Source organism: Burkholderia sp. RS01, from assembly GCF_039748055.1.
Taxonomy (GTDB): domain Bacteria; phylum Actinomycetota; class Actinomycetes; order Actinomycetales; family Micrococcaceae; genus Arthrobacter.
Genome location: NZ_JBDLAK010000019.1, coordinates 14742 through 38091 on the forward strand (window position 1 = coordinate 14742; position 23350 = coordinate 38091).

Consider the following 23350-nt stretch of genomic DNA (forward strand, 5'->3'; position numbering starts at 1 on the left):
GACTCCCTCATGGCATTGAACAGTGACATCGGCATAGACAGCGACACCGACTCGGACAGTGACATTGCTGCCCTCGATCCCACCCCGCCCGCACCCCTCCCGCCCGCAGCAGTCCTGGACACGGAGGACTGTGAGCAGCTCCTGCAGGAGCTGCGCCAGACCAAGACCGAGCGGGCCGTAACGGAACGCCGGAACCGCAAACTCACACTCGACAAGGCCACCTTCGGGATCACGGGCGCATGCGCCGTCGCCTTCGTCTTGTGGGGCTTCTTCGGACGGGACAGCCTCGCTGCCACATCGCAAAGCGTCCTCGACTGGGTCATGGAGTACACCGGCTGGCTCTTCATGGTCCTGGCGTCGCTCTTCGTTGTCTTTGTCCTGTGGCTGGCCCTCGGCAAGTTCGGCAACATCCCGCTGGGCAAAGACGGCGAAAAGCCCGAATTCCGCACCATCTCCTGGGTAGCCATGATGTTTGCCGCCGGCATGGGCATCGGGCTCATGTTCTACGGCGTGGCCGAACCCCTCTACCACTACGTCTCGCCGCCGCCCGGAACCGTGGACGGACGGACCCCCGCGGCCATCCAGACCGCCATGGCCACCTCTATCTTCCACTGGACCCTGCACCCCTGGGCCATGTATGCAGTGGTTGGCATCGCCATGGCCTACGGCACCTACCGACTGGGCCGCAAGCAGCTCATCTCCGCGGCCTTCACCTCGCTCTTTGGCATCAGGATGGTTGAAGGCCCGGTGGGCAAGTTCATTAATATCCTGGCTATTTTCGCCACGCTGTTCGGCACCGCTGCCTCGCTGGGCCTGGGCGCCCTCCAGATCGGCAGCGGCCTGACGTCCAACGGCTGGGTGGGGGAAATCGGCACACCCGTGCTCGTGGTCATCGTCGCAATCCTGACGTCCTGTTTCGTGGCCTCCGCGGTCTCCGGCATCAGCCGCGGCATCCAGTGGCTGTCCAACATCAACATGGTCCTGGCCGTTGTCCTGGCCCTCATCGTGTTCGTGGCCGGGCCCACGCTCTTCATCCTGAACCTGATCCCGGCCGCCGTGGGGGACTATGCCAGGGACCTGGCGGAAATGTCTTCCCGGACCGAGGCCGTGGGAGACGAGGCGCTGCGGAGCTGGATGTCCAGCTGGACCATCTTCTACTGGGCCTGGTGGCTGTCCTGGACACCGTTCGTTGGGATGTTCATCGCCCGTATCAGCCGGGGCCGTACCATCCGGCAGTTCGTCACCGGAGTCCTGCTGGTTCCCAGCCTTGTCAGCGTGATCTGGTTCGGCATCTTCGGCGGCACTGCCTTCGGCATCCAGCAGCAGGCCGACAAGACGGAGAACCCCGCCGACGGCCTCGTCAAAATGGTCGACGGCGCACCCTCCATCTCGTTCGACGGCGCCCTTTTCGACCTGATCAAGAACCTGAACATGCCTGCCTGGGCCACCGCCGCGGTCATCGTCCTGGCCATGGTCCTGGTGGCAATCTTCTTCATCACCGGAGCAGACTCAGCCTCCATCATCATGGCCTCCCTGAGTTCCAACGGAGCCAGCGAACCCCGCCGCGGGCTGGTGATCTTCTGGGGCCTGCTGACCGGCGGAGTGGCAGCCGTTATGCTCCTTGCCGGCGGAGACGAACCGTCCGAAGCGTTGTCCGGCCTGCAGCGGATCACGATCGTGGCCGCCCTGCCCTTCGTGGTGGTGATGCTCCTGCTCTGCCTCGCTCTGGCCCGCGACCTGCGCCGCGATCCGCTGGCGCTGCGGCAGCGGCTCGCCACCACGGTGGTCGAACGCGCCATCCGCACCGGAGTGGAACAGCACGGCGGCGTCCAGTTCGATCTCGTGACCAGGCATGAATGCGACGGACGCTGTGCCGAGGGCACGCGCTGCCCGGGTGACACCACGTCCAGAGACACCAAGACCAGCGACGCCACCGACGCCCTCGCCACCAACTAGTCGCCACCACCAAGGAGACAACCGTGACCACAGTTCTTGAAAGCCGCCCCGCCGGCGCTGCAACTACGGCCGCTGCAACCGCAAGGGCCGAGGCCCCTGGCGCGGCCGCGCGTTCGGTGTCCGAGGCCCGGACGGCGGAATTCGTCCTGACCCTGGCCTGCCCCGAGCGGCCGGGCATCGTCCGGGCTGTCACCGCCTTCCTGGCCGACCGCGGCTTCGACATCGTGGAGCACCAGCAGTTCGACGACCACGTCAGCGGCAACCTCTACCTGCGGACGGCCTTCACGGGAGGAGGCGCCGAACCCGGTTTCGACGAGCTCAACCACCGGGCAGCCGTCACGGCAGAAAGCCTCACCGCCGAATTCGCGGCGACGGCCGGGGAGTTCGGCATGAATTTCACCTTCCATGACGGTCGGCCCCAGCGGCTGCTGGTCATGGTCTCGAAGTTCGGCCATTGCCTGAACGACCTGATTTTCCGCTGGCGCGCCGGCAGCCTGGGTGCGGAGATCGCCGTCGTGGTTTCCAACCACGAGGAGCTGCGCGCGATGGCCGAAGGTGCCGGGCTGCCCTTCATCCACGTGCCCGTCACGGCCGCCACCAAGCCCGAGGCGGAGGCCCGTCTGCTGGAGCTCATCGCCGAATACGATGCCGACCTCGTGGTCCTGGCCCGCTACATGCAGGTGCTCTCCAACGATCTGTGCACCAGCCTGCGCGGCCGGGCCATCAACATCCACCATTCCTTCCTGCCCGGCTTCAAGGGCGCCAAGCCGTACCACCAGGCATACGACCGCGGCGTGAAACTCGTCGGGGCCACGGCGCACTACGTCACCCCGGAGCTGGACGAGGGCCCCATCATCGAGCAGGAAGTCTTCCGGGTGGACCACAGCCTTGATGCGGACGCCCTGGTGACGGTCGGCCGCGATGCCGAATCGCAGGCCCTGTCCCGGGCCGTGAAGTGGCATTGCCAGCACCGCGTCCTGCTCAACAACACCCGCACCGTCGTATTCCGCTAACGCGAACCAGGAGAACCATTTATGAGCGCATCACCACGCGTCGTCATCATCGGCGCCGGCATCGTCGGCACCAACCTCGCGGACGAACTTTCCAGCCGCGGCTGGGACAACATCACCGTCGTCGAGCAGGGCCCGCTCGAGCTCGCCGGCGGGTCCACGTCGCACGCGCCCGGCCTGGTCTTCCAAACCAACCCGTCCAAGACCATGACCGAGTTCGCCAGCTACACGGTGGACAAGCTGCTCTCCCTCAGCGCCGACGGAGTGTCCTGCTTCAACCAGCTGGGCGGGCTCGAGCTGGCCACCACCGAGACGCGGCTGCAGGACCTCAAGCGCAAGCTGGGCTACGCCACGTCCTGGGGCATCGAAGGCCGCATCATCGACCCCGACGAGTGTGAAAAGCACTACCCGCTGCTCAACTCCGGCGCCCTCGGAGACGGCCGCGAAGTCCTCGGCGGCCTCTACGTCCCCACCGACGGCCTGGCCTCCGCCGCCCGCGCCGTCCAGCTGCTGATCAGCCGCACCCGCGAAGCAGGTGTGACCTACCTCGGCTCCACCACCGTGACAGGCATCGAGCAGACCGGCGGAAAGGTCACCGGAGTCGAAACGGCCGACGGCGTGATCCCGGCCGACATCGTGGTGTCCTGCGCCGGGTTCTGGGGCCGCGAGCTCGGCAAGATGGTGGGCATGAAGGTGCCGCTGTTGCCGCTGGCCCACCAGTATGTGAAGACCACGGCGCTGGCGGAGCTGAAGGGCCGCAACGAGCTTCCCAACGGCGCCCGCCTTCCAATCCTGCGCTACCAGGACAAGGACCTGTACTACCGCGAGCACGGCGACCGCATCGGCATCGGCAGCTACGCGCACCGCCCCATGCCGGTGGACATGGCGGAGCTCCCCCGCGTCGGCGCCGACGAGATGACCGATCACCACATGCCCTCCCGGCTGGACTTCACCCTGGACGATTTCCTGCCCTCCTGGGAGGACAGCAAGGACCTGCTCCCGGCACTTCGCGGGGCGCAGATCGAGGACGGCTTCAACGGCATCTTCTCGTTCACCCCGGACGGCGGCCCGCTCATGGGCGAGTCCCCCGACGTCGAGGGCTTCTTTGTCGCCGAGGCCGTCTGGGTCACCCACTCCGCAGGCGTCGCCCGGGCCATGGCCGAACTGATCATCGAGGGCCGGTCCCGCACCGACCTGCACGGCTGCGAGCTGACGCGCTTCGAGAAGGTCCAGACCAGCGACCAGTACGTCAGCGAAACTTCCCAGCAGAACTTCGTGGAGATCTACGACGTCCTGCACCCGCTCCAGCCGAAGGAATCCCCGCGGGACCTGCGCGTCAGCCCCTTCAACGTCCGGCAGAAGGAGCTCGGCGCGTTCTTCCTGGAGTCAGCTGGCTGGGAGCGCCCGCACTGGTTCGAGGCCAACGCCGGCCTGCTCGAAGAGCTGCCCGCGGAATGGCAGGCGCCGGAGCGGGACGCGTGGTCCGCGATGTTCTCCTCCCCCATCTCGGCGGCCGAGGCGTGGAGGACGCGCACCGCCGTCGGGCTTTACGACATGACGCCGCTGAAGCGGCTTGCCGTCAACGGCCCCGGCGCCCAGGGCCTGCTGCACCGGCTCAGCACCGGCAACATCGCCAAGAAGCCGGGCGCGGTGACGTACTGCCTCCTGCTGGAACACGACGGCGGCATCCGCAGCGACGTGACCGTCGCCCGCCTCGCGGAGGAACAGTTCCAGCTGGGCGTGAACAGCAACGTGGACTTCGACTACCTGCGCGTCGAGGCCGGGAAGCAGTCGGCCGCGGACCCCGCCCAGTGGGTGCACGTCACGGACATCACCGGCAGCACGTGCTGCATCGGGCTGTGGGGGCCGCTGGCCCGTGAAGTGATCGGCAAGGTCAGCGGGGACGACCTCAGCAATGACGGCCTGAAATACTTCCGCACCAAGGAGATTTCAGTGGGCGGCATCCCCGTCACGGCCATGCGGCTCTCCTACGTGGGCGAGCTCGGCTGGGAGCTCTACACCACGGCGGAGTACGGGCTGAAGCTCTGGGACCTGTTGTTTGAGGCCGGGCAGGAACACGGCATCATCGCTGTCGGCCGCGGCGCGTTCAACAGCATGCGGCTCGAGAAGGGCTACCGGCTGTGGGGGACGGACATGACCTCCCAGCACCACCCCTACGAGTCAGGGCTGGGGTTCTCCATCGCCAAGGACAAGGAAGGCTTCGTGGGCTGCGAGGCACTGGCCGTCCGCAAGGAGCAGCCCGCCAGCCGGGCCCTGCGGTGCCTGACTGTCGATAACGGCACCTCCATGGTCCTCGGCAAGGAACCCGTGTACGTCAACGGCCAGGCGGCTGGTTACGTCACGAGCGCCGCCTACGGCTATTCGGTGCGCAAACCGATCGCCTACGTCTGGCTGCCGGCCTGCGTCGGGATCGGCGACTCCGTGGAGATCGAGTACTTCGGCGAGCGCATCGCGGCGACCGTCACGGCCGAGCCCCTCTTTGATCCCGGCATGGAGCGGCTGCGCGGCTGACGCGCTCCTCTCTGCCACACATCGACGGCGACACTCCGGACTTACCGGGGTGTCGCCGTCGTCGTGGGGTCCAACAGGGGTCAGCAGGCTCAGTCACACTGGGAGCGGGCGGCAGAGGTTTCGGAGGGCGGCATAGCTGGCCGCGGCCGCCTCTGTCTCGGCCTGAATCCGCTGCGTGAGCACCTCGACCTGTTCGGAGATCTGGAGGCTGACCGGGAGACGCTGGCCGGGCCAGGCGGATGCCTCACGGGAGTCGGCCAGGGCCGCGGTCAATGCCTTGGAGAGGGCATGAACCTTCCACGAGTGCCGCACGCAGTGAACTGCCCGCCGTTTGAGTTCCGGGCCTTGGACCAGGAGCTCGCGGCTGCCCGACACCACTGCCAGCAGCGTCCGCCCGGCTTGAATTCTTCTCATGCGTGCACATCCCCCAACACACCAATTTCGGAACCGTTTGTTCGAGTGTTGCGGGGATGCCTCAACTTCCGGTCAAGGCGGTCCAAGGATTTGCCCAATTCCGCCGTCCTGACCCTTTTTGCCAAAAAAACGACGGCGACACTCCGGACTTGCTGGGGTGTCGCCGTCGTTCTGTGGTCAAACAGGGTCAGCAGGGCTGCGGCTGCCGAAATTTAGGTCTTCCCTTGGCTGAGTGTGCCATGTACCATTTCACATATCACGTGACATAGCCCACATCGATCGACGGCTCTTGGCCCCCACATGGAAGATCGCTATGACCCTTTCAGAAATCGCAGACGGTAAGCTCGCACCTCGTCTGGGTATCAAGCTAGACAACATTTCGAAGCGCTACGGCGAACACACCGTCCTCGACGACGTATCCCTGCACGTTGAACCGGGGACGGTCACGGCTCTCATCGGACCCTCAGGTGCCGGTAAAAGCACATTCCTAAGATGCATCAACCTGCTGGAGCGCCCCGATTCCGGCACCATCCAGGTAGACCAGCACACCATCGAGCCCGGCAAGGATGTCAACAGCCGCGACCTTGCGGCCCTGCGGCGCACAGTGGGCATGGTGTTCCAGTCCTTCAACCTGTTTCCGCACATGTCCGCCTTGAAGAACATCAGCTTCCCCCAGCAGAAGGTCCTGGGACGCACCAAGGAAGAGGCCGACGCACGGTCGAGGCAGCTGCTGGAGAGGGTGGGCCTCAAGGAGAAGGCGGACCAGCATCCGGGGAAGTGCTCCGGCGGCCAGCAGCAGCGCATCGCCATCGCCCGGGCCCTTGCCCTCGATCCGGCCATCATGCTCTTCGACGAGCCGACATCGGCCCTGGACCCCGAGGTGGGGCTCGAAGTCCTGGCCGTGATGCGCGAACTGGCCGCGGACGGTATGACGATGATCGTGGTCACCCATGAAATGCAGTTCGCCCGGGACGTCTCGGACACGCTCGTCGTCATGGCCGATTGCAAGATCATCGAGCAGGGCGATCCGCGCGCCATCATGAGCGACCCCAAGGAAGCCCGCACCCGCCGCTTCCTCCGGGCCGTGCTGGAGCGCTGATATGGACGCCCTTTCAGCAGTACTTCAGGGACTGCCTATGACGATCATGCTGACGCTATCAGCGTTCGCCATCGGCATCGTGGGCGCCGTTCCCCTGGCAGTGGGCTTGTCGTCGTCGAACCTTCTTGCGCGGCTGGTGTCGCGGCTCTTCGTGGACCTGGTCCGCGGAGTCCCGATCATCGTTTGGCTTTTCCTGCTCAAGTTCGGCATCCAGATCGGCACGTTCAAGTTCAACCCCGTCGGCGCCGCAATAGTCGGCCTGGGCGTTGTCTCCATCGCCTATCTCGCCGAAATCTACCGCGGCGGGCTACAGTCCGTTCCGCGCGGCCAAGGCGAGGCAGCGCATGCCCTCGGACTGACCCGCGGGACCACGTTCTACGGCGTGATGGTCCCGCAGGCCTTCCGCATCATCTCCCCCTCGATCGCCACCTATCTGACCGGCCTGCTCAAGGACTCCTCGATCGCGTCGACGATCATCGTCACCGAGATGGTCTTCCAGTCCCAGGCCTTCGCCCGGCAACACCCCACGGTGGAGGGGATCCTGCCCTACATCATCGTGGGCGTCCTTTACATCGTGCTCAGCTTGCCGATCGCGTACTTGTCCCGTCGACTCGACTCCCGCATGAGGAAGGCCATCTACGCATGACCTGGCTAACAGAATGGGCGGGCTACCTCCCGCAGATGATGGCCGGCCTCGGTGTCAGCCTCCTGATCGCCGGCATCTCGATCTTCTTCGGCTATCCGTTGGGCCTGGTACTCAGCCTCATGGTCACCGCGAAGAACCTGGCCGTCCGCACGCTGGGACTCGCCGTCGTCGAAATTGGCCGCGGCGCACCGGCCCTGGTGATCCTCTACCTCTTCTACTATGGCTTGCCGAAGTTCGGGATCGCGTTCGAGAGCATCACTGCCGCCTGCCTCGCCCTCACGTGGAACTCAGCGGCGTACTCGAGCGAGATCATGCGGGCAGGGCTCCAATCGGTGGCCCGCGGACAGCTTGAGGCTTCCAATGCCCTTGGCTTGTCGCAGCGCGACACCTTCTTCCGGGTCGTCATGCCGCAAGGCATGAGGTCGGCGATCCCCGGGCTCATGGGAGTCGCGATCCAGATGTTCCAAGGCACGTCCCTGGCATACGGAATCGCCGTCCCCGAGCTGATGAAGACGGCGTACAACATCGGCAGCCAGGACTTCAACTATCTGCAGATCTTCACCCTCGCAGGCCTCTGCTACGCCGTCATTTCGATGCCGGCCACGTGGATCACCGTCTTCTTCGAGAAGCGCATGGCCCGCCACACCTGACCGCTCCACCACATCCTGCAGCACCCCCAACAACACAGGAGGAACCATGAATACCCACCGACTCAAAGGCGCCGGCATCCTGACTACCAGCGCGATCGCCCTCAGCCTCGCCCTGACAGCCTGCGGCGGATCCTCGGACGCAAGCACCGCCTCATGCACTCCGAAGCACCCCGGCATCCAGACCGTCGCACCGGGCAAGCTCACGGTGGGCGTCATCGACATCCCGCCGTTCAGCAGCTTCAACAGCGGCAAGCCCAACGGCATAGACATCGCGATCGTCAGCAATATTGCGAAGGACGAGTGCCTCGAACCCGCCTACCAGCAAGCCACCTACGCAGATGCCGTGCAGTCGATCTCGGGCGGCAACATCGACCTCGCGGTGGGCACCATCGACGCAACCGAGAAGCGCCTCAAGGCTGTCGACTTCTCCGCCTCCACCTACCTCGACGGCATGGGCATCGTTTCCAAGTCGGGCGCCACCACCGTTTCGGATCTTGAAAAGATGAACAAGGTCGGCACGATCGACGGCTACCTGTGGGTTGAGGACCTCAAGAAGATCCTGGGCGACAGGCTCGTCACCTATCCCAGCAGCGTCGAGCTCAAGGCGGATTTCGACGCCGGCCGCCTGGACGCCGACGTCGACGCTTACGGCGTGCAGGTGCTTCAGTTCAAGGGCGCCGCCGGCGTCAAGGTTTCGCTCGCGAACGAGAAGCCGGACGCGCGCGTCGGGGCAATCGCCCACGCACCCGAAGCCGCGTTCCCGATGACCAAGGGCAACAAGAGCCTGCAGGAGGCACTCGACGCCGGCATCACCGCACAGCGCGCGGATGGCACCATCACCAAGCTCCTGACCGGCGCCGGGCTGTCCGAAGGACTCGGGAAGGTCGCCGAAAAGCAGTACGTAGTTCCCGCAAGCTAGCCCGCCCTGCTCCTTCCAGCTGACGCAAGTCAGCAACCCCGGGTGCCGGGCTGCGGCCCGGCACCCATTCCAACCACCTGTGCAATGTCACATGGTAGATTAGGCTGTGAGGTAGCTCACGGCAGCACAATGACGGCGCCGCGTGTGCCCCACCGAAAGGACCCACAATGACTGAAACCCGCAAGGCCTGGCACGGCGTACTCGTCGCCACAGCGCTGCCGTTCAAGGACGATCTCAGCATCGACTACGACGCCTACGCTGAGCATGTCCGTTTCCTGGCCAACGCAGGCTGCGACGGCGTAGCCCCCAACGGCTCGCTGGGCGAGTACCAGACGCTGAGCGAAGAAGAGCGCGCCCGCGTGATCACGACTGCGGTCGAGGCCGCGCCTGAGGGCTTCACCGTCATGGCCGGCGTGGGCGCCTACGGCGGGCTGCAGACGCAGAAGTGGGCAGAGCAGGCCGCCGAGGCCGGCGCCAAGGCGCTCATGCTGCTTCCCCCGAACGCCTACCGCGCCAACGACGACGAGGTGGTGGACCACTTTCGCCGCGCGGCCGCCGTCGGGCTGCCGATCGTGGCCTACAACAACCCCATCGACACCAAAGTGGACCTGACTCCGCAGCTCATCGCCCGCCTCCACGGTGAAGGCCTCATTGTCGGCGTCAAGGAGTTCACTGGTGACGTCCGCCGGGCCTACGAGATCAAAGAACTCGCTCCGGAGGTGGACCTCCTCATCGGAACGGACGATACCGTCGTCGAAATGGGCCTGGCAGGTGCCGTCGGCTGGGTGGCGGGCTACCCGAACGCAATTCCTGAATCCACCCTCGAGCTCTACCGGCTCTCCACCTCCGGCGACGTCGCAGACCTTGAGCGGGCCCGGGAAATCTACCGCGACCTGCACTCCTTGCTTCGCTGGGACAGCAAGACGGAATTCGTCCAGTCCATCAAGCTGTCCATGGACGTCGTTGGCCTCCGTGGCGGCGCCTGCCGCCCGCCGCGCGGACCGCTCGCCCCAGACGTGCGGAACGCCGTCGTCCGCGACACCGAAGCAGCCCTCGCCAAGGGCTACAAGTAAACAAAAGGGTTGGTTACGGGCAGGCCGGATCCGAATCTGGACCTAAGCGTCCGGTGACAGACCCACTAGACGGGCCGCGGACCTAAGCGGCCGGTGACAGACGCACAAGCCGGGCCGCGGACCTTCGGAAAGGAGCGCATCGCGGCCGACCGCGTCACGAAGGTCGCCCAGCGACCGAAGTGACGCCTGTCGGCTGTGTCTAAGCGACGCCGAAGGGCCGTTGCCCGGCGAAGCCCAGCGGAGCCGCCGAAATCCCGCCAAACCAGCCCCAACAAGAGGAGAAGGAAAGCATGAGAACCAGCCGCATCTTCCACGCCGTGGACTCGCATACCGAAGGCATGCCCACGCGAGTCATCACCGGCGGCATCGGGACGATCCCCGGCGCCACCATGGCCGAGCGCCGCCTGTGGTTCATGGAGAACAGCGACTGGATCCGCACCTTACTCATGACCGAACCGCGCGGCCACGCGTCGATGAGCGGGGCGATCCTCCAGCCATCGACGCGGCCGGACGCGGACTTCGGGGTGCTCTTCATCGAGGTGTCCGGTCTCCTGCCGATGTGCGGCCACGGCGCCATCGGCGTCGCAACCGTCCTGGTGGAGACCGGCATGGTGGAGGTTGTTGAACCGGTTACCACCGTGCGGCTCGACACCCCCGCCGGCCTGGTGGTCGCGCAGGTCGCCGTCAAGGACGGTCATGCCGAGTCCGTGACCATCCGCAACGTCCCCTCCTTCGTGGACCGCCTCGATGCCAAGGTGGAAGTTCCTGGGTTCGGTGCCGTTCCGTACGATCTGGCATTCGGCGGGAACTTCTACGCGATCGTGGACCTGGACAGCCTTGATTTGCCGTTCGAGCGCGAGCGCAAGGACGACCTGCTCAAGGCCGGATTGGCGATCATGGAGGCGATCAATGCCACGGATGAGCCCGTCCACCCCGAGCGCGACGATATCCGTGGCTGCCACCACGTCTATCTCAAGGCGCCCGGCTCGACGGCCGAGCACTCCCGGCACGCGATGGCCATCCACCCGGGCTGGTTCGACCGCTCCCCGTGCGGTACTGGCACGAGCGCCCGGATGGCGCAGTTGCACGGGCGCGGCGAACTGGCCCTGGGCACCGACTTCGTCAACGAGTCCTACATCGGTTCCCGTTTCATCGGCCGCTTGGTTGAGGAAACGGAGGTGGCCGGCCGTCCAGCTGTCGTCCCTACCGTCACCGGCCGGGCCTGGCTTACCGGCACCGCGCAATATTTCCTGGATCCCACCGACCCGTTCCCCGCGGGGTTCCTGCTGTGAGCCTTCACTACTTCGATTCGACGGCGGTGCGAGCCGCCGCCCCTTGGACGACGGCGATCGCGGCCCTTGAGCGCGCGCTCCTGAACGGCGTAGACCCGGAGGACGACAGTCCACGGTTGTTCAGCCCCGCACCGAACGGCGAGTTCCTGCTCATGCCCGCATCAGGCCAGCGCTACAGCGGTCTCAAGGCGCTCACCGTAGCCCCTGCCAACCCGGTACGGGGGCTCGAAAAGATCCAAGGGGTTTACATCCTCTTCGATTCGGACACGTTGGCGCCGCTGGCCACAATGGACGGCAACGAACTCACGGCCATCCGAACGCCGGCCACCACGCTACTGGCCGTCAAACACATCCTGGCTTCGGCCCCCGAGGGCGCTCCCCGAAGGCACGAAAGCACCGAAAGAAGCCGCGTGCTCGTGTTCGGCACTGGCGTCCAAGCGCTCAACCACCTCCGCGCGGCGCACGCCGTGCTCCCGGAGGCGGGCTTCGCCGTCGTCGGCCGGCGCCCCGAGCGGGTGGCAGCGCTGATCGGGCAGCTGGCCGACGAGGGCATCGAAGTCCGCCCGGGCAATCAAAGCGAGGTGCCCGACGCCGATGTGGTGATCTGCGCAACCTCCTCCCGTACGCCCCTGTTCGACGGCGGTTTGGTTGCCCCTGGTGCCGTGGTGGCCGCTGTAGGCCAGCACGGCTTGGACGCCCGTGAAGTCGACGCCGGCCTTGTGCTGCGCAGCGACGTCGTGGTGGAGGGACGCGCCTCGGCACTACGCGAGGCCGGGGACCTGATACCCGCACGCAGCGCGGAGGAATGGGAAGCGATCCGTCCCGCCAACCTCCTGGACCTGGTCAAAGGAGAGTTTGAGCGCTCCCCAGGCAAGCCCTGCCTGTACGCAGGGGTGGGCATGGCATGGGAAGACCTCGCCACCGCTGCCGTGGTGTATGAAGGAGGCACCCGAACATGAAATCCGCACAAGGAGTGCTTAACGTGCCAACCAACAACCAGCTACCGATCGCGCCGCTCGGCCGCCAGCACAGCCTCCGCGAGTCCGTCACCGAGTCCCTGCGCGCAGCGATCATCGCCGGCACGTTAACGGAAGGCACCCTGTATTCCGCCCCCGCACTTGCCGCGGCTTTTGGCGTCTCGGCCACACCGGTCCGCGAGGCCATGATGGATCTGGCCCGTGAAGGCCTGGTGGAAACACTGAAGAACAAAGGCTTCCGCATCACCGCCATGAGCGACCGCGAACTGGACGAGCTCACGGAAATCCGCCTGCTCCTCGAGCCGCCTGTTGTTGGCGACGTGGCCGGGGCGGTCCCGCCGTCGGGTATCAAGGTGCTGCGCTCCATGGCGGACGACATCGTGGACGCCGCGCGGGAAGGCGACCTCACTGCCTACCTTGCCTCGGACCGCATATTCCACGCCGAGCTTTTGCGGTACGCCGGCAACAACCAGCTCGTTGAGTTGGCTACCAGCCTTCGTTCCCGTACCCGGATGTACGGCCTTAAGATCCTGAGCGACAGCAACCGCTTGGCCGATTCCGCCCAGGAACACCACGAATTGCTCGACCTCATCGAAGCCGGTGATGGGCCAGCGGCTCAGGAATTCATGCGCCGCCACATTGGCCACGCCCGCGGTCTCTGGGCCACGGGCGAGAACGAGAAACCACAGGAGCAACAGACATGAACCCAGCGAGCGATGTGCTCGTCATTGGCGCCGGGGTTATCGGCGCCGCCACTGCTTATTTCGCAACTCAGCAGGGTCTCACCGTCACTGTCCTGGACAAGGGGCTCCCCGCCAGCGGCACGTCTTCCGCCTGCGAAGGAAACATCCTTGTCTCGGACAAGGAACTCGGTCCCGAACTCGAACTAACCCGCTACTCCCTTGGCGTCTGGCACGGCGACCTCGCTGAGCATAAGCGGCTTTGGGAATTCGAGTCCAAGGGCGGCATTATCGTCGCCTCCCGGGAAAGCAGCCTGGCATCCCTCAACCGTGTGATGGCTGCGCAAGCCAGTTACGGCGTTGCGGTGGAGAAGCTGGACCCGGACGCCCTGCGGAACGCCGAACCGAACATCACCCCTGACGCCTTGGGCGGGGCGAGCTACCCCGAAGACTGCCAGGTCCAACCAATGCTGGTCGCCGCACATCTGGTTCGGCTGGCAACCGACGCAGGGGCCCGTTTCGTCGCCGACACCCCCGTCACTGGCTTCGTCCGGAGCGGAGACCGCATCACGGGTGTGAGGACACCTCGCGGTGACTTCTCCGCCGGTTCTGTGGTGAACTGCACTGGTACGTGGGCCGGCGAACTCGCCGCGCTGGCCGGGGTCAACGTCCCGGTCCTCCCCCGCCGCGGCTTCGTCATGGTCACGGAACCACTACCGCCCATGGTTCACCACAAGGTCTATGCAGCCGAATACATCGATAACGTCGGCAGTTCCGACGCCGGACTCCAGGCCTCGCCGGTCGTCGAGGGCACTCCCAGCGGCACTGTTCTCATCGGCTCAACGCGCGAACGCGTCGGTTTCGACCGCACCGTGAGCACCAACGCCCTTAGGCTCCTGGCGGGCAACGCCGTCGCACTGTTCCCCTTCCTTGAGCACGTCAAGGCCATCCGCCACTACCACGGATTCCGCCCGTACTGCCCGGACCACCTTCCGGTGATAGGCCACGACGATCGCGCCCCCGGGCTGTGGCATGCCGCCGGCCATGAGGGCGCCGGAATCGGCCTCTCCGCCGGGACCGGCAAGCTCCTTGCCCAGGCGCTCTCCGGCCAGGCCCCGGACCTTGACCTTTCCCCCTTCGCGCCGGCCCGCTTCGGCGAGCGAAAGGAAAACAGCACAACTCACCGAGAGGAGGCCACAGCATGAGCACCCATTCATCAGGAGAGACCTGGCCGTTCAACACGCCGGGTGCGGTCAACGTGAGCTTCGACGGCCGTCCACTGGCCGCGGTACCAGGACAAAACGTCGGCGCTGCCCTGGTCTCCAACGGCATCACCGCCTGGCGCAGCACGCGCAAGAACGCGCGTCCCCGCGGACTTTTCTGCGGCATCGGCGTCTGCTTCGACTGCCTCGTAACGGTCGACGGCGAAGCGAATCAGCGTGCCTGCCTCGTCGAGGTGCAGGAGGGCATGGAGATCGAGGGTTCTTGCGCGGATCAGGGAGGACGAGCATGACGCCCATCGTCAGCGCAGACGTCGCCGTCGTGGGCGCCGGGCCGGCGGGGCTGGCCGCGGCAGTCGCAGCCGCCGAGTCCGGAGCCGCCGTCGTGCTCGTGGACGCGGGCGCCCAACCGGGCGGCCAGTTCTGGCGACACCGGCCCGAGACCGTGGTGCCGGAACAGGATGGCCGTGGGCACCACGGATGGAAGAGCTACCTCGACCTCCGTGCGAGGTTCGACGCCGCGCGCGGCCGCGGGCGGATCACCTACCTTCCCGGGCTCCAGGTCTGGATGTCGCAGCAAATCCATCCAGCTCAAGGGGACGACGCCGGCTTCACCTTGCGCACGACGCCTACCGTCGCAGCGGCTGCTTTAGAGGCAAGCGTGGGTACCAAAATCGTCGTCGCGCGCCGTCTTGTCCTGTGTCCCGGCGGCTACGACCGCCAGCTTCCGGTTCCCGGCTGGGACCTTCCCGGTGGGATGGCTGCCGGCGGCATCCAGGCCTTCATCAAGGCCAACGGAATGCTTCCCGGGAAACGCTTCGTGATTGCTGGGACCGGTCCTTTCCTGCTCCCCGTTGCCGCGAATATCGCCGAGGCCGGCGGCAAGGTCCTCGCGGTGCTTGAGTCCTCCTCCCCGACCGCCTGGCTGCCGCATCTGCGTGCCGCGGCGGGAGTGCCGGAGAAAGTCCTTGAGGGCGCGGAGTATGCGGCTGTCTTCGCCCGGCACCGGATTCCGTACCGCACGCGCAGCATCGTCACCGAGGTCCTCGGAACGGATCACGTTTCCGGCGTAAGGACGGCCAGAGTCGACGCCGACGGGCGGGTGCTGCCCGGCACCGAGCGTGTGTACGAGGACGTGGACGTGGTCGGCTTCGGTTGGGGCTTCACGCCGCAGATGGAACTGCCTCTGTCCTTCGGCATCCAGACTCGGCTCGATGCGGACGGGTCGCTGGTCGGCGTCGTCGATGAGCGCCAGCAGTCCAGTGTCCCGGGCCTGTTTCTTGCGGGTGAGGTCACCGGCGTCGGCGGGGCAACATTGGCCGTGCTTGAGGGCCTCGCGGCGGGCACTGCTGCGGCGGGCGGGACCGTTTTGCCGGAGAAAACCGCCACGCGGCACCGGCGTTTCGCCGAGGCCATGCACCGGGCGCACCCCGTGCCTGCAGCCTGGCAGGACTGGCTCGTCCCCGAGACGATCGTGTGCCGCTGCGAGGAAGTCACAGCCTGCCAGATCACCGACGCCCGGGAGAGCCTGGGAGCCCGCGACGTCCGGACACTCAAGTCGTTCACCCGCGCTGGAATGGGCTGGTGCCAAGGCCGGGTGTGCGGCTTCGCCGCCGCCTGCATTGGGGCCGGCCCGGGCGCTACGCCCACCGCTGAAAGCCTGTCCGGCTCTGCAAAGCGACCTTTGGCCGCGCCAGTGGGCATCGGCGAACTTGCCGCGATTGAAACTACGGACAACTGAACTTACCCATCTGAACTGCCTCCCGAAAGGAGACCGCGCATGACCGCGATCGCCCAGACCACCGCCGTAGTACTGCCGCCGACTACCGACGCCGAATTGGAACAACTGCTGGCAGCGGCCCAGACGGCTGCGGCAGCACTGGCCGCCCTCCGTCCCGCCGAGCGCGCCGAGCTGCTCGACGCCGTCGCCGACGCTTTGGATGCTGCCGCCGACCAGCTCGTTCCCGTGGCCGGACGGGAGACCCACCTGCCCGAGGTGCGGCTCCGCGGCGAGCTGAAGCGCACCACCTTCCAGCTGCGCCTCTTCGGCGAAGCACTGCGCGACGGCGGCTACCTTGACGCCCGCATCGACCATGCCGACGCCGACTGGCCGATGGGCGCCCCGCGGCCAGAGCTGCGGCGCGTGCTCGTGCCCGTGGGGCCTGTGGTGGTGTTCGCCGCCAGCAACTTCCCTTTCGCGTTCTCCGTGGCCGGCGGAGACACCGCGTCGGCGCTTGCCGCGGGCAGCCCCGTACTACTCAAAGCCCACTCCGGCCATCCCGGGCTGTCCCGGCTGACGGCGGAGGTCGTCGTCTCGGCACTCGGCGAGGCAGGCGCTCCCGACGGCACGTTCGCGCTCATTGCGGGGACCGCCGCCGGAGCTGCGGCCCTGCGCGACCCAAGGGTCAAAGCCGGCGCATTCACGGGTTCCATCCCCGGCGGACGCGCCCTCTTCGACATCGCCAGTTCCCGGCCCGAACCGATCCCCTTCTTCGGTGAACTGGGCAGCAACAACCCGGCCTTCGTCACCGAGGCCGCGGCCGCTGAACGCTGCGCGGAGATAGCCGAGGGCTTCGTCAACTCCTTCACGCTCGGGGCCGGACAATTCTGCACGAAGCCCGGTACATTGTTCGTCCCAGCCCGGTCCGGGCTGGTGGAGGCCCTGCGCGACGCCGCTCTGCCGCCAGCCGCGCCGCTGCTCAACGAGCGGATCCAGTCCGGATATACCGAGGTGCTGCAGGGCCTGCAGTCCAATCACCGCCTTGAGGTACTGGCACAGGGAGCAGGCCCCTTGGCCGATCCGCCAGGTCCCACACTCCTGCTCACCACCGCGGCCGACATGCTCGCCGAGCCGCATGCCCTCCAAACCGAATGCTTCGGGCCCACCGCCGTCGTGGTGACGTACGACGACGAGTCCCAGCTTCCCGAGCTTGCCGAGACTTTCGAGGGGCAGCTGACCGCCACGATCCACGGAACGGACTCCTGCCAGGTAGAGGCGCTGGTGGAGGTGCTTGCCCGCAAGGCCGGGCGGGTGGTCTGGAACCAGTGGCCAACGGGTGTCGCCGTGACGTACGCACAACAGCACGGCGGACCCTACCCGGCGACCACCGCTGTGGGAAGCACCTCGGTGGGCACGACGGCTATTGCACGCTTCCTGCGCCCGGTCGCCTACCAGGGCTTCCCGCAGCACCTGCTGCCGGAGGCACTCCGCGACGACAATCCCCTGGCAGTTCCGCGCCTCATGAACGGCCGGCCCGAGGGTGGCCGCTGATGTGGGTGCAGGGAATCTCCTGGCTTGGCGGTGGCGTGCGATCCGCTCCGGAGGGCCGCACTCAGGTGAGCCGCCGGTTTCCCGTCCAAGAGTCCGATCAACAGATACTCACCCGACGTCTAGGAACGGACGACCCCTACTGGTGGATTCTCGCTGGCCGGAGGATTTGCCCAATTCGGCCGTCCTGACCCTTTTTGCCAAAAAACGACGGCGACACTCCGGACTTGCCGGAGTGTCGCCGTCGTTCTGTGGTCAAACAGGGTCAGCAGGGCGGTGCGGTCACCGGCCGGCGCTCATTGCTCAACGCGGGCCAGTGTCTCCCGTTCCGCGCCGATGGTGGTGTTGTCGCCGTGCCCGGTGCGGACCACCGTCTCGGCGGGAAGCGTCAGCAGCCGTTCCCGGATCGAGGCCACGATGGTGGGGTAATCGCTGTAGGACCGTCCGGTGGCGCCCGGGCCGCCGTTGAAGAGCGTGTCTCCGGTGAACACCGTTCCTTCCTCCGCCAGGAGGAAGCAGATGGAGCCCGGCGAGTGGCCGGGGGTGTGGATGGCCTTGAGGGTCGCCCCGCCCACCTGGAACACGTCCCCGTCAGCAAGGTACTTATCGGGTTTGATGTCCGGGTAGACCTGTTCCCACAGCACCAGGTCCTCCGGGTGGAGGTGGATGGGGGCGTTCACGGCGTCCGCCACGGCGCGGGCCGCGCCGATGTGATCGTTGTGCGCGTGCGTGAGCAGGATGGCCAGGACCTTCCGGCCGCGGACCTGGCTGATGATCGCTGCGGCGTCGTGCGGGGAATCGATGATCACGCATTCGTCGTCGTTGCCCACGATCCAGACGTTGTTGTCCACATCCCAGGTGCCGCCGTCGAGGGAAAAGGTGCCGGAGGTGACGAGGTTCTCGATGGTGATGCTCATGCGATTTCAACCACCGAACGGAGGACCTTGCCCTCGTGCATCTTGGCGAAGGCTTCTTCCACCTGGTCGATGGTGATGCGTTCGGACACGAAGGCGTCGAGGTTGAGGTTGCCCTGCTTGTAATGCTGGACCAGCATCGGGAAGTCCCGGGAGGGCAGGCAGTCCCCGTACCAGGAGGACTTCAGCGAGCCGCCGCGGCCAAAGACATCCAGCAGGGGCAGTTCGAGCTGCATCTCGGGGGTGGGCACGCCCACCAGCACCACGCGGCCGGCGAGGTCCCTCGCGTAGAACGCCTGCTTGTACGTCTCGGGACGTCCCACCGCGTCGATGACGAGGTCGGCGCCGAAGCCGTTGGTGAGTTCGCGGATGGCATCGACCGGATCCGTGGCGCGGGAGTTCACGCCGTGGGTGGCGCCGAGTGACTTGGCCATCTCGATCTTGTTGTCATCGATGTCCACGGCGATGATCGTGGTGGCTCCGGCCAGCTTGGCGCCCGCAATGGCGGCAATGCCCACGCCGCCGCAGCCGATGACGGCCACGGATTCGCCGCGCTGGACCTCGCCCGTGTTGATGGCGGCCCCGATTCCGGCCATCACGCCGCAGCCCAGGAGCCCGACGGCGGCCGCGTCGGCGTCCTCGTCCACCTTGGTGCACTGCCCGGCGGCAACGAGCGTCTTCTCGGCGAAGGCGCCGATCCCCAGTGCGGGCGACAGTTCCGTGCCGTCCTCCAGGGTCATCTTCTGGGTGGCGTTGTGGGTGTTGAAGCAGTACTGCGGCTTGCCCTTGGCGCAGGCCCGGCACTGGCCGCAGACCGCGCGCCAGTTCAGGATGACGCGGTCGCCGGGAGCCACGTCGGTGACGTCGGGGCCGACGGCGCTGACCACGCCGGTGGCCTCATGGCCGAGCAGGATGGGGAAATCGTCGGTGATGCCGCCCTGCTTGTAGTGCAGGTCCGTGTGGCAGACGCCGCAGGTGAGGATGTCCACCAGTGCCTCGCCCGGGCCCGGATCCGGCACCAGAATGGTCTCCACCGAGACCGGGGCGTTCTTTTCCCTGGCAATGACCGCTTTTACTTTGTGAACCATGAGCTGGTGTTCCTTTCGTCAGTCCTTCGGACTCGATGCAACGGCACCCGTTGCCAATCTAGCTGACCCGTTGAGGTTCGAAATCCCCGACGGGGACCTCCTGCGGCACAACCGCCGCGGCTGCGTGTTCGGCCAGGACCCCGGTCCGGTGCCTGATCCGCAGGCGGTAGAGCAGCGCCCCGCCGATCACCACCGTGCCGACAAAGATAACTCCGCCCCACTGGAGGTAGGACAGGTAGATCAGCACGATGCTGATGCTGGAGAGGATGGTGAAGATCGCCGGCTGTGAAACGTTGACGATCAGCGGAATGACGGCGATGACGATGCCCGCCACGGTGGGCGTCTTCCGGCCCGGGTGGCAAGCACCGAACCGGCGCTTCCCCCGCCGACGATGACGTAGTCGTAGTTGGTCTCTGTCATGGTGCGAAGTCTCCTTGTACGTCGTGCGGATCCGGCGCGGGAGCGCCCGACCGTGCCTTGATCGAGAAGCTGGCGGGTGCACCTTGGGCAATTGACGTTCCCGTCAATTGCGTATTACACAACACGGTGCACATAGTGCGTACTGGAAATATGACAGCCGTCACAAAGTGGTGTCAATAGACCGCCAGGATGCGGCGCCTGCAGCCCGCCCCCGGCGCACGGTCGGGGCAGTGTTACCGCAACGACACTCCACTGGATGCAACGAATTCGTCGGTCAGCCCTGACCCGCGATCGAGCGCGCCGCCCCGACCCTTTCGCGCCAAAATCACGGGCTATCGTCCCAAAAGTATTGACTGTGGCGCATGTCACGCCTAATCTGGTGCAACAGCGTTGCATTGAATGCAACCCCAGACACTTTGGTGGATACATGAGTAACGAAACTTCCTCCCCCCCCGCCGCGTTTGCGGGAGGGGTCAGCCCCGAGGCGGGCAGCGGCGTCAGCCGGGAAACCCGACGCAGGGTGGTCACCGCCAGCTTCATCGGCAATTTCGTCGAATGGTTCGACTACGCCGTCTACGGCTATCTCGCCGCGACCATCTCGTCGGTGTTCTTCCCGGAGGCCGATCGGCAGGCAGCCCTGCTGGCCACGTTCGGCGTCTTCGCGGTGTCATTCTTTGTCCGCCCCCTCGGCGGATTCGTCTGGGGCCACATCGGTGATCGGCTGGGCCGGCGGAAGGCCCTGTCGCTCTCCATCGTCATCATGTCCCTATCGACGTTCTGCATCGCACTGATCCCGGGATACACCAGCATCGGAGTGATGGCGCCGGTCCTTCTCCTCCTGGTCAGGATCGTCCAGGGCTTCTCCGCCGCCGGGGAATACGCCGGCGCATCCGCCTTCCTGGTGGAGTACGCACCTGCCAACAAGCGCGGCCTCTATGCCGCCGTCGTGCCCGCCAGCACCGCGGCGGGCCTACTGCTTGGCTCCCTGATTGCGGCGCTCCTCAGCACCGTCCTCACCACTGAGCAGCTGCATGAGTGGGGCTGGCGTCTGCCCTTCCTGCTGGCGGCGCCCATGGGCCTGATCGGCCGCTACATCCGCACCAAGCTCGAGGACACTCCTGCGTTCCAGGCCCTCGCTGCCGAAGACCACACCGTGAAGACGCCGGTCTTCGCCATGTTCCGGACCTACCGCAAGCAGCTGATCATTGCCACCGGTGCGGTCCTCCTCAACGCGGTCGGGTTCTACGTGATCCTCAGCTACATGCCGACGTACCTCTCGGAGGAACTCGGCTTCGGCGCGGCGGAGTCCTTCCTGGCCACCACCATCGCCCTGGCCAGCTACATCGGCTTCATCTTCCTGACAGGCATCGCTTCGGACAGGTTCGGCCGCAGGCGCATGCTGATCACCGCCTCGCTGCTCTTCATCGTGCTGACGGTCCCGGCCTTCATGCTGCTGGATACCGGCAATTTCCTGGTCATCGTCCTGGTCCAGATCTTGCTCGGCGGCATGCTGACGCTCAACGACGGCACCCTCCCGAGCTTCCTCGCGGAGCTCTTCCCCACCCGTGTCCGCTACACCGGGTTCGCCGTGAGCTTCAACCTCTCCAATGCGCTCTTCGGCGGCACGGCCCCGTTCATGGCCACGCTGCTCATCGGCCTTACCCAGAGCAAGGTGGCCCCGGGCTGGTACCTGGTAGCGGCCTCCGTCGTCTCGCTGGTCGCAGTCCTGTTCGCCACCGAGACCTCCAAGAAGCCACTCCGGCAGGAATGACCGCACGTCCGGGACGCCGCCCCTCAGCCCGCCTCCGCGGGTACACCACACACTTTCCTCACTCAATTCAGCACCAAAGAAAGGTACAAACCCATGACCACCATCGAAACCGAGGCCGTCAACGATGTCGCCAAGCTGGACCGCCTGAAGGTCCTCAACAACGGCGAAAAAGTCCGGCTGACATTCTCCGACACGGAGTTCGAACGCCGGCTGGCCGGCCTGCGCCGCATCATGGCCGAGAAGGAACTCGACGCCGTCGTGCTGACCAGCTACCACTCGATCAAGTACTACTCCGACTTCCTGTTCACCTACTTCGGCCGCTCCTACGCCATGGTGGTCACCAAGGAGGACACGGTCACCGTCACCGCAAACATCGACGCCGGGATGCCCTGGCGCCGCAGCTTCGGCGACAACCTGGTGTACACGGACTGGCGCCGGGACAACTACATCCACGCCATCCAGGAAGTGCTGCGCACCCGCGGCATCAGCGTCCGCCGGCTTGGTGTCGAGGACGACTCCCTGCCGCTGGACAACCGCAACAAGATCCAGGCCGCCTTCGAGTCGGCGACCCTGGTGGACGTGGCCCAGGCCGCGATGCGCCAGCGGATGGTCAAGTCCGCCGAGGAGATCGAAGTGATCAAGCACGGCGCCCGGATCGGCGACCTCGGCGGCGAGGCCATCCGCAACGCCATCACTGCCGGCATCACCGAGTACGAGGTGGCGCTGATCGGGACGGAGGCGATGGTGCACGAGATCGCCCGCACCTTCCCGGACTCGGAGATCCGCGACACCTGGGTCTGGTTCCAGTCCGGCATCAACACGGACGGCGCACACAACTGGGCCACCACCCGCAAGATCCAGGAACACGACATCCTGTCGCTGAACTGCTTCCCCATGACCTCCGGCTACTACACCGCCCTGGAACGCACCCTGTTCTACGGCGAACCGGATGCCCGCTCGCTGGAACTGTGGAACATCAACGTGGAAGTCCACAAGCGCGGCCTCGAACTCATCAAGCCCGGCGCCGTCTGCAAGGACATCGCGGCCGAACTGAACGAGATCTACGTGTCCCACGGCCTCCTGGCCAACCGCACCTTCGGCTACGGCCACTCCTTCGGCGTCCTCAGCCACTACTACGGCCGCGAAGCCGGGCTGGAGCTCCGCGAGGACATCGACACCGTCCTTGAGCCCGGCATGGTGGTTTCGATGGAACCGATGATCACGGTCCTGGACGGGCAGCCCGGTGCCGGCGGCTACCGCGAGCACGACATCCTGGTGGTCGGCGACGACGGCGCGGAGAACATCACCAAGTTCCCGTTCGGTCCGGAATACAACATCATCGGGGCATAGCGGCACCCCCGTTTGCCTCTGCCGGAAAGCGGTGCCACGTCAGCCGTGGCGCCGCTTTCCTGCCCTCATGC

21 protein-coding genes are annotated in these 23350 nt (G+C 66.1%); 17 read left to right on the plus strand and 4 right to left on the minus strand.

Annotated elements, in window-relative coordinates; all coding sequences use genetic code 11:
- The first annotated feature begins 9 nt into the window (after window positions 1–9).
- The 3 genes from ABFP37_RS16725 to ABFP37_RS16735 all read left to right on the plus strand — a co-directional run bounded on the left by ABFP37_RS16725 (window position 10) and on the right by ABFP37_RS16735 (window position 5498).
- Window positions 10–1956, plus strand: a complete 1947-nt coding sequence (locus tag ABFP37_RS16725; protein ID WP_347034234.1) for a BCCT family transporter — start codon at window positions 10–12, stop codon at window positions 1954–1956.
- 116 nt (window positions 1957–2072) lie between these two features.
- Window positions 2073–2969 (plus strand): formyltetrahydrofolate deformylase, encoded by an 897-nt coding sequence (gene purU, locus ABFP37_RS16730; RefSeq protein WP_347034294.1) that lies wholly within the window; start codon window positions 2073–2075, stop codon window positions 2967–2969.
- Between the two features lie 21 nt (window positions 2970–2990).
- Window positions 2991–5498, plus strand: a complete 2508-nt coding sequence (locus ABFP37_RS16735) for an FAD-dependent oxidoreductase (RefSeq protein WP_347034235.1) — start codon at window positions 2991–2993, stop codon at window positions 5496–5498.
- A gap of 93 nt (window positions 5499–5591) precedes the next feature.
- Here ABFP37_RS16735 and ABFP37_RS16740 read toward each other — a convergent pair whose 3' ends face one another.
- The gene (locus ABFP37_RS16740) at window positions 5592–5912 is read right to left on the minus strand and encodes a hypothetical protein (RefSeq protein ID WP_347034236.1); all 321 of its coding nucleotides are present in this window, start codon (window positions 5910–5912) and stop codon (window positions 5592–5594) included.
- Window positions 5913–6225: 313 nt separating this feature from the next.
- Here ABFP37_RS16740 and ABFP37_RS16745 point away from each other — a divergent pair, with 313 nt between their 5' ends.
- The 12 genes from ABFP37_RS16745 (at window position 6226) to ABFP37_RS16800 (ending at window position 17739) form a co-directional block, all read left to right on the plus strand.
- A complete protein-coding gene (locus ABFP37_RS16745) occupies window positions 6226–7011 on the plus strand; it encodes an amino acid ABC transporter ATP-binding protein (protein WP_347034237.1) in 786 nt (261 codons plus the stop codon).
- A 1-nt stretch (window position 7012) separates the two neighbouring features.
- The gene (locus tag ABFP37_RS16750; RefSeq protein WP_078027075.1) at window positions 7013–7657 is read left to right on the plus strand and encodes an amino acid ABC transporter permease; all 645 of its coding nucleotides are present in this window, start codon (window positions 7013–7015) and stop codon (window positions 7655–7657) included.
- Complete coding sequence (locus ABFP37_RS16755) at window positions 7654–8307, plus strand: amino acid ABC transporter permease (RefSeq protein ID WP_078027074.1); 654 nt, start codon at window positions 7654–7656, stop codon at window positions 8305–8307. The genes ABFP37_RS16750 and ABFP37_RS16755 overlap by 4 nt, the downstream gene beginning before the upstream one ends.
- 46 nt (window positions 8308–8353) lie before the next feature.
- On the plus strand, window positions 8354–9226 hold the full coding sequence (locus ABFP37_RS16760) for an ABC transporter substrate-binding protein (RefSeq protein ID WP_347034238.1): 873 nt from the start codon (window positions 8354–8356) through the stop codon (window positions 9224–9226).
- 167 nt (window positions 9227–9393) lie between these two features.
- Window positions 9394–10299: a dihydrodipicolinate synthase family protein gene (locus ABFP37_RS16765; RefSeq protein WP_078027072.1), complete on the plus strand. Its 906-nt coding sequence runs from the start codon at window positions 9394–9396 to the stop codon at window positions 10297–10299.
- Between the two features lie 290 nt (window positions 10300–10589).
- A complete protein-coding gene (locus ABFP37_RS16770) occupies window positions 10590–11591 on the plus strand; it encodes a proline racemase family protein (protein WP_347034239.1) in 1002 nt (333 codons plus the stop codon).
- Window positions 11588–12550: a hypothetical protein gene (locus tag ABFP37_RS16775; protein ID WP_347034240.1), complete on the plus strand. Its 963-nt coding sequence runs from the start codon at window positions 11588–11590 to the stop codon at window positions 12548–12550. The genes ABFP37_RS16770 and ABFP37_RS16775 overlap by 4 nt, the downstream gene beginning before the upstream one ends.
- Complete coding sequence (locus ABFP37_RS16780) at window positions 12547–13272, plus strand: GntR family transcriptional regulator (RefSeq protein ID WP_078027069.1); 726 nt, start codon at window positions 12547–12549, stop codon at window positions 13270–13272. The genes ABFP37_RS16775 and ABFP37_RS16780 overlap by 4 nt, the downstream gene beginning before the upstream one ends.
- The gene (locus ABFP37_RS16785) at window positions 13269–14453 is read left to right on the plus strand and encodes an FAD-dependent oxidoreductase (RefSeq protein WP_347034241.1); all 1185 of its coding nucleotides are present in this window, start codon (window positions 13269–13271) and stop codon (window positions 14451–14453) included. The genes ABFP37_RS16780 and ABFP37_RS16785 overlap by 4 nt, the downstream gene beginning before the upstream one ends.
- On the plus strand, window positions 14450–14761 hold the full coding sequence (locus tag ABFP37_RS16790; RefSeq protein WP_347034242.1) for a (2Fe-2S)-binding protein: 312 nt from the start codon (window positions 14450–14452) through the stop codon (window positions 14759–14761). The genes ABFP37_RS16785 and ABFP37_RS16790 overlap by 4 nt, the downstream gene beginning before the upstream one ends.
- Window positions 14758–16209 (plus strand): FAD-dependent oxidoreductase, encoded by a 1452-nt coding sequence (locus ABFP37_RS16795; RefSeq protein WP_347034243.1) that lies wholly within the window; start codon window positions 14758–14760, stop codon window positions 16207–16209. Before ABFP37_RS16790 ends, ABFP37_RS16795 begins: the two co-directional genes overlap by 4 nt.
- 39 nt (window positions 16210–16248) lie before the next feature.
- Complete coding sequence (locus ABFP37_RS16800; protein WP_347034244.1) at window positions 16249–17739, plus strand: aldehyde dehydrogenase family protein; 1491 nt, start codon at window positions 16249–16251, stop codon at window positions 17737–17739.
- A gap of 293 nt (window positions 17740–18032) precedes the next feature.
- Here the strand turns inward: ABFP37_RS16800 and ABFP37_RS16805 are convergent, their stop codons facing one another.
- The 3 genes from ABFP37_RS16805 to ABFP37_RS16815 are packed head-to-tail and all read right to left on the minus strand — an operon-like array spanning window position 18033 to window position 20072.
- Window positions 18033–18653: an MBL fold metallo-hydrolase gene (locus ABFP37_RS16805; RefSeq protein ID WP_347034245.1), complete on the minus strand. Its 621-nt coding sequence runs from the start codon at window positions 18651–18653 to the stop codon at window positions 18033–18035.
- Window positions 18650–19738 (minus strand): S-(hydroxymethyl)mycothiol dehydrogenase, encoded by a 1089-nt coding sequence (locus ABFP37_RS16810; protein WP_078027065.1) that lies wholly within the window; start codon window positions 19736–19738, stop codon window positions 18650–18652. The genes ABFP37_RS16805 and ABFP37_RS16810 overlap by 4 nt, the downstream gene beginning before the upstream one ends.
- Before the next feature lie 58 nt (window positions 19739–19796).
- Window positions 19797–20072, minus strand: coding sequence for a hypothetical protein (locus ABFP37_RS16815; protein ID WP_347034246.1), 276 nt, complete (start codon window positions 20070–20072; stop codon window positions 19797–19799).
- Between the two features lie 513 nt (window positions 20073–20585).
- Here ABFP37_RS16815 and ABFP37_RS16820 point away from each other — a divergent pair.
- The gene (locus tag ABFP37_RS16820) at window positions 20586–21929 is read left to right on the plus strand and encodes an MFS transporter (RefSeq protein WP_347034247.1); all 1344 of its coding nucleotides are present in this window, start codon (window positions 20586–20588) and stop codon (window positions 21927–21929) included.
- 93 nt (window positions 21930–22022) lie between these two features.
- Window positions 22023–23279 carry an aminopeptidase P family protein gene (locus tag ABFP37_RS16825; RefSeq protein WP_347034248.1) on the plus strand — a complete coding sequence of 419 codons (1257 nt, stop codon included), beginning with the start codon at window positions 22023–22025 and terminating at the stop codon, window positions 23277–23279.
- Window positions 23280–23350 lie beyond the last annotated feature (71 nt).

What these genes read in the sequence shown, in the direction of transcription:
- ABFP37_RS16770 (WP_347034239.1), top strand. Translation starts at nt 10,590, where the DNA reads ATGAGAACCAGCCGCATCTTCCACGCCGTGGACTCGCATACCGAAGGC.
- ABFP37_RS16790 (WP_347034242.1), top strand. Translation starts at nt 14,450, where the DNA reads ATGAGCACCCATTCATCAGGAGAGACCTGGCCGTTCAACACGCCGGGT.
- ABFP37_RS16765 (WP_078027072.1), top strand. Translation starts at nt 9,394, where the DNA reads ATGACTGAAACCCGCAAGGCCTGGCACGGCGTACTCGTCGCCACAGCG.
- ABFP37_RS16755 (WP_078027074.1), top strand. Translation starts at nt 7,654, where the DNA reads ATGACCTGGCTAACAGAATGGGCGGGCTACCTCCCGCAGATGATGGCC.
- ABFP37_RS16800 (WP_347034244.1), top strand. Translation starts at nt 16,249, where the DNA reads ATGACCGCGATCGCCCAGACCACCGCCGTAGTACTGCCGCCGACTACC.
- ABFP37_RS16785 (WP_347034241.1), top strand. Translation starts at nt 13,269, where the DNA reads ATGAACCCAGCGAGCGATGTGCTCGTCATTGGCGCCGGGGTTATCGGC.
- ABFP37_RS16780 (WP_078027069.1), top strand. Translation starts at nt 12,547, where the DNA reads ATGAAATCCGCACAAGGAGTGCTTAACGTGCCAACCAACAACCAGCTA.
- ABFP37_RS16820 (WP_347034247.1), top strand. Translation starts at nt 20,586, where the DNA reads ATGAGTAACGAAACTTCCTCCCCCCCCGCCGCGTTTGCGGGAGGGGTC.
- ABFP37_RS16805 (WP_347034245.1), bottom strand. Translation starts at nt 18,653, where the DNA reads ATGAGCATCACCATCGAGAACCTCGTCACCTCCGGCACCTTTTCCCTC.
- ABFP37_RS16735 (WP_347034235.1), top strand. Translation starts at nt 2,991, where the DNA reads ATGAGCGCATCACCACGCGTCGTCATCATCGGCGCCGGCATCGTCGGC.
- ABFP37_RS16810 (WP_078027065.1), bottom strand. Translation starts at nt 19,738, where the DNA reads ATGGTTCACAAAGTAAAAGCGGTCATTGCCAGGGAAAAGAACGCCCCG.
- ABFP37_RS16740 (WP_347034236.1), bottom strand. Translation starts at nt 5,912, where the DNA reads ATGAGAAGAATTCAAGCCGGGCGGACGCTGCTGGCAGTGGTGTCGGGC.
- ABFP37_RS16825 (WP_347034248.1), top strand. Translation starts at nt 22,023, where the DNA reads ATGACCACCATCGAAACCGAGGCCGTCAACGATGTCGCCAAGCTGGAC.
- ABFP37_RS16725 (WP_347034234.1), top strand. Translation starts at nt 10, where the DNA reads ATGGCATTGAACAGTGACATCGGCATAGACAGCGACACCGACTCGGAC.
- ABFP37_RS16760 (WP_347034238.1), top strand. Translation starts at nt 8,354, where the DNA reads ATGAATACCCACCGACTCAAAGGCGCCGGCATCCTGACTACCAGCGCG.
- ABFP37_RS16750 (WP_078027075.1), top strand. Translation starts at nt 7,013, where the DNA reads ATGGACGCCCTTTCAGCAGTACTTCAGGGACTGCCTATGACGATCATG.
- ABFP37_RS16795 (WP_347034243.1), top strand. Translation starts at nt 14,758, where the DNA reads ATGACGCCCATCGTCAGCGCAGACGTCGCCGTCGTGGGCGCCGGGCCG.
- ABFP37_RS16745 (WP_347034237.1), top strand. Translation starts at nt 6,226, where the DNA reads ATGACCCTTTCAGAAATCGCAGACGGTAAGCTCGCACCTCGTCTGGGT.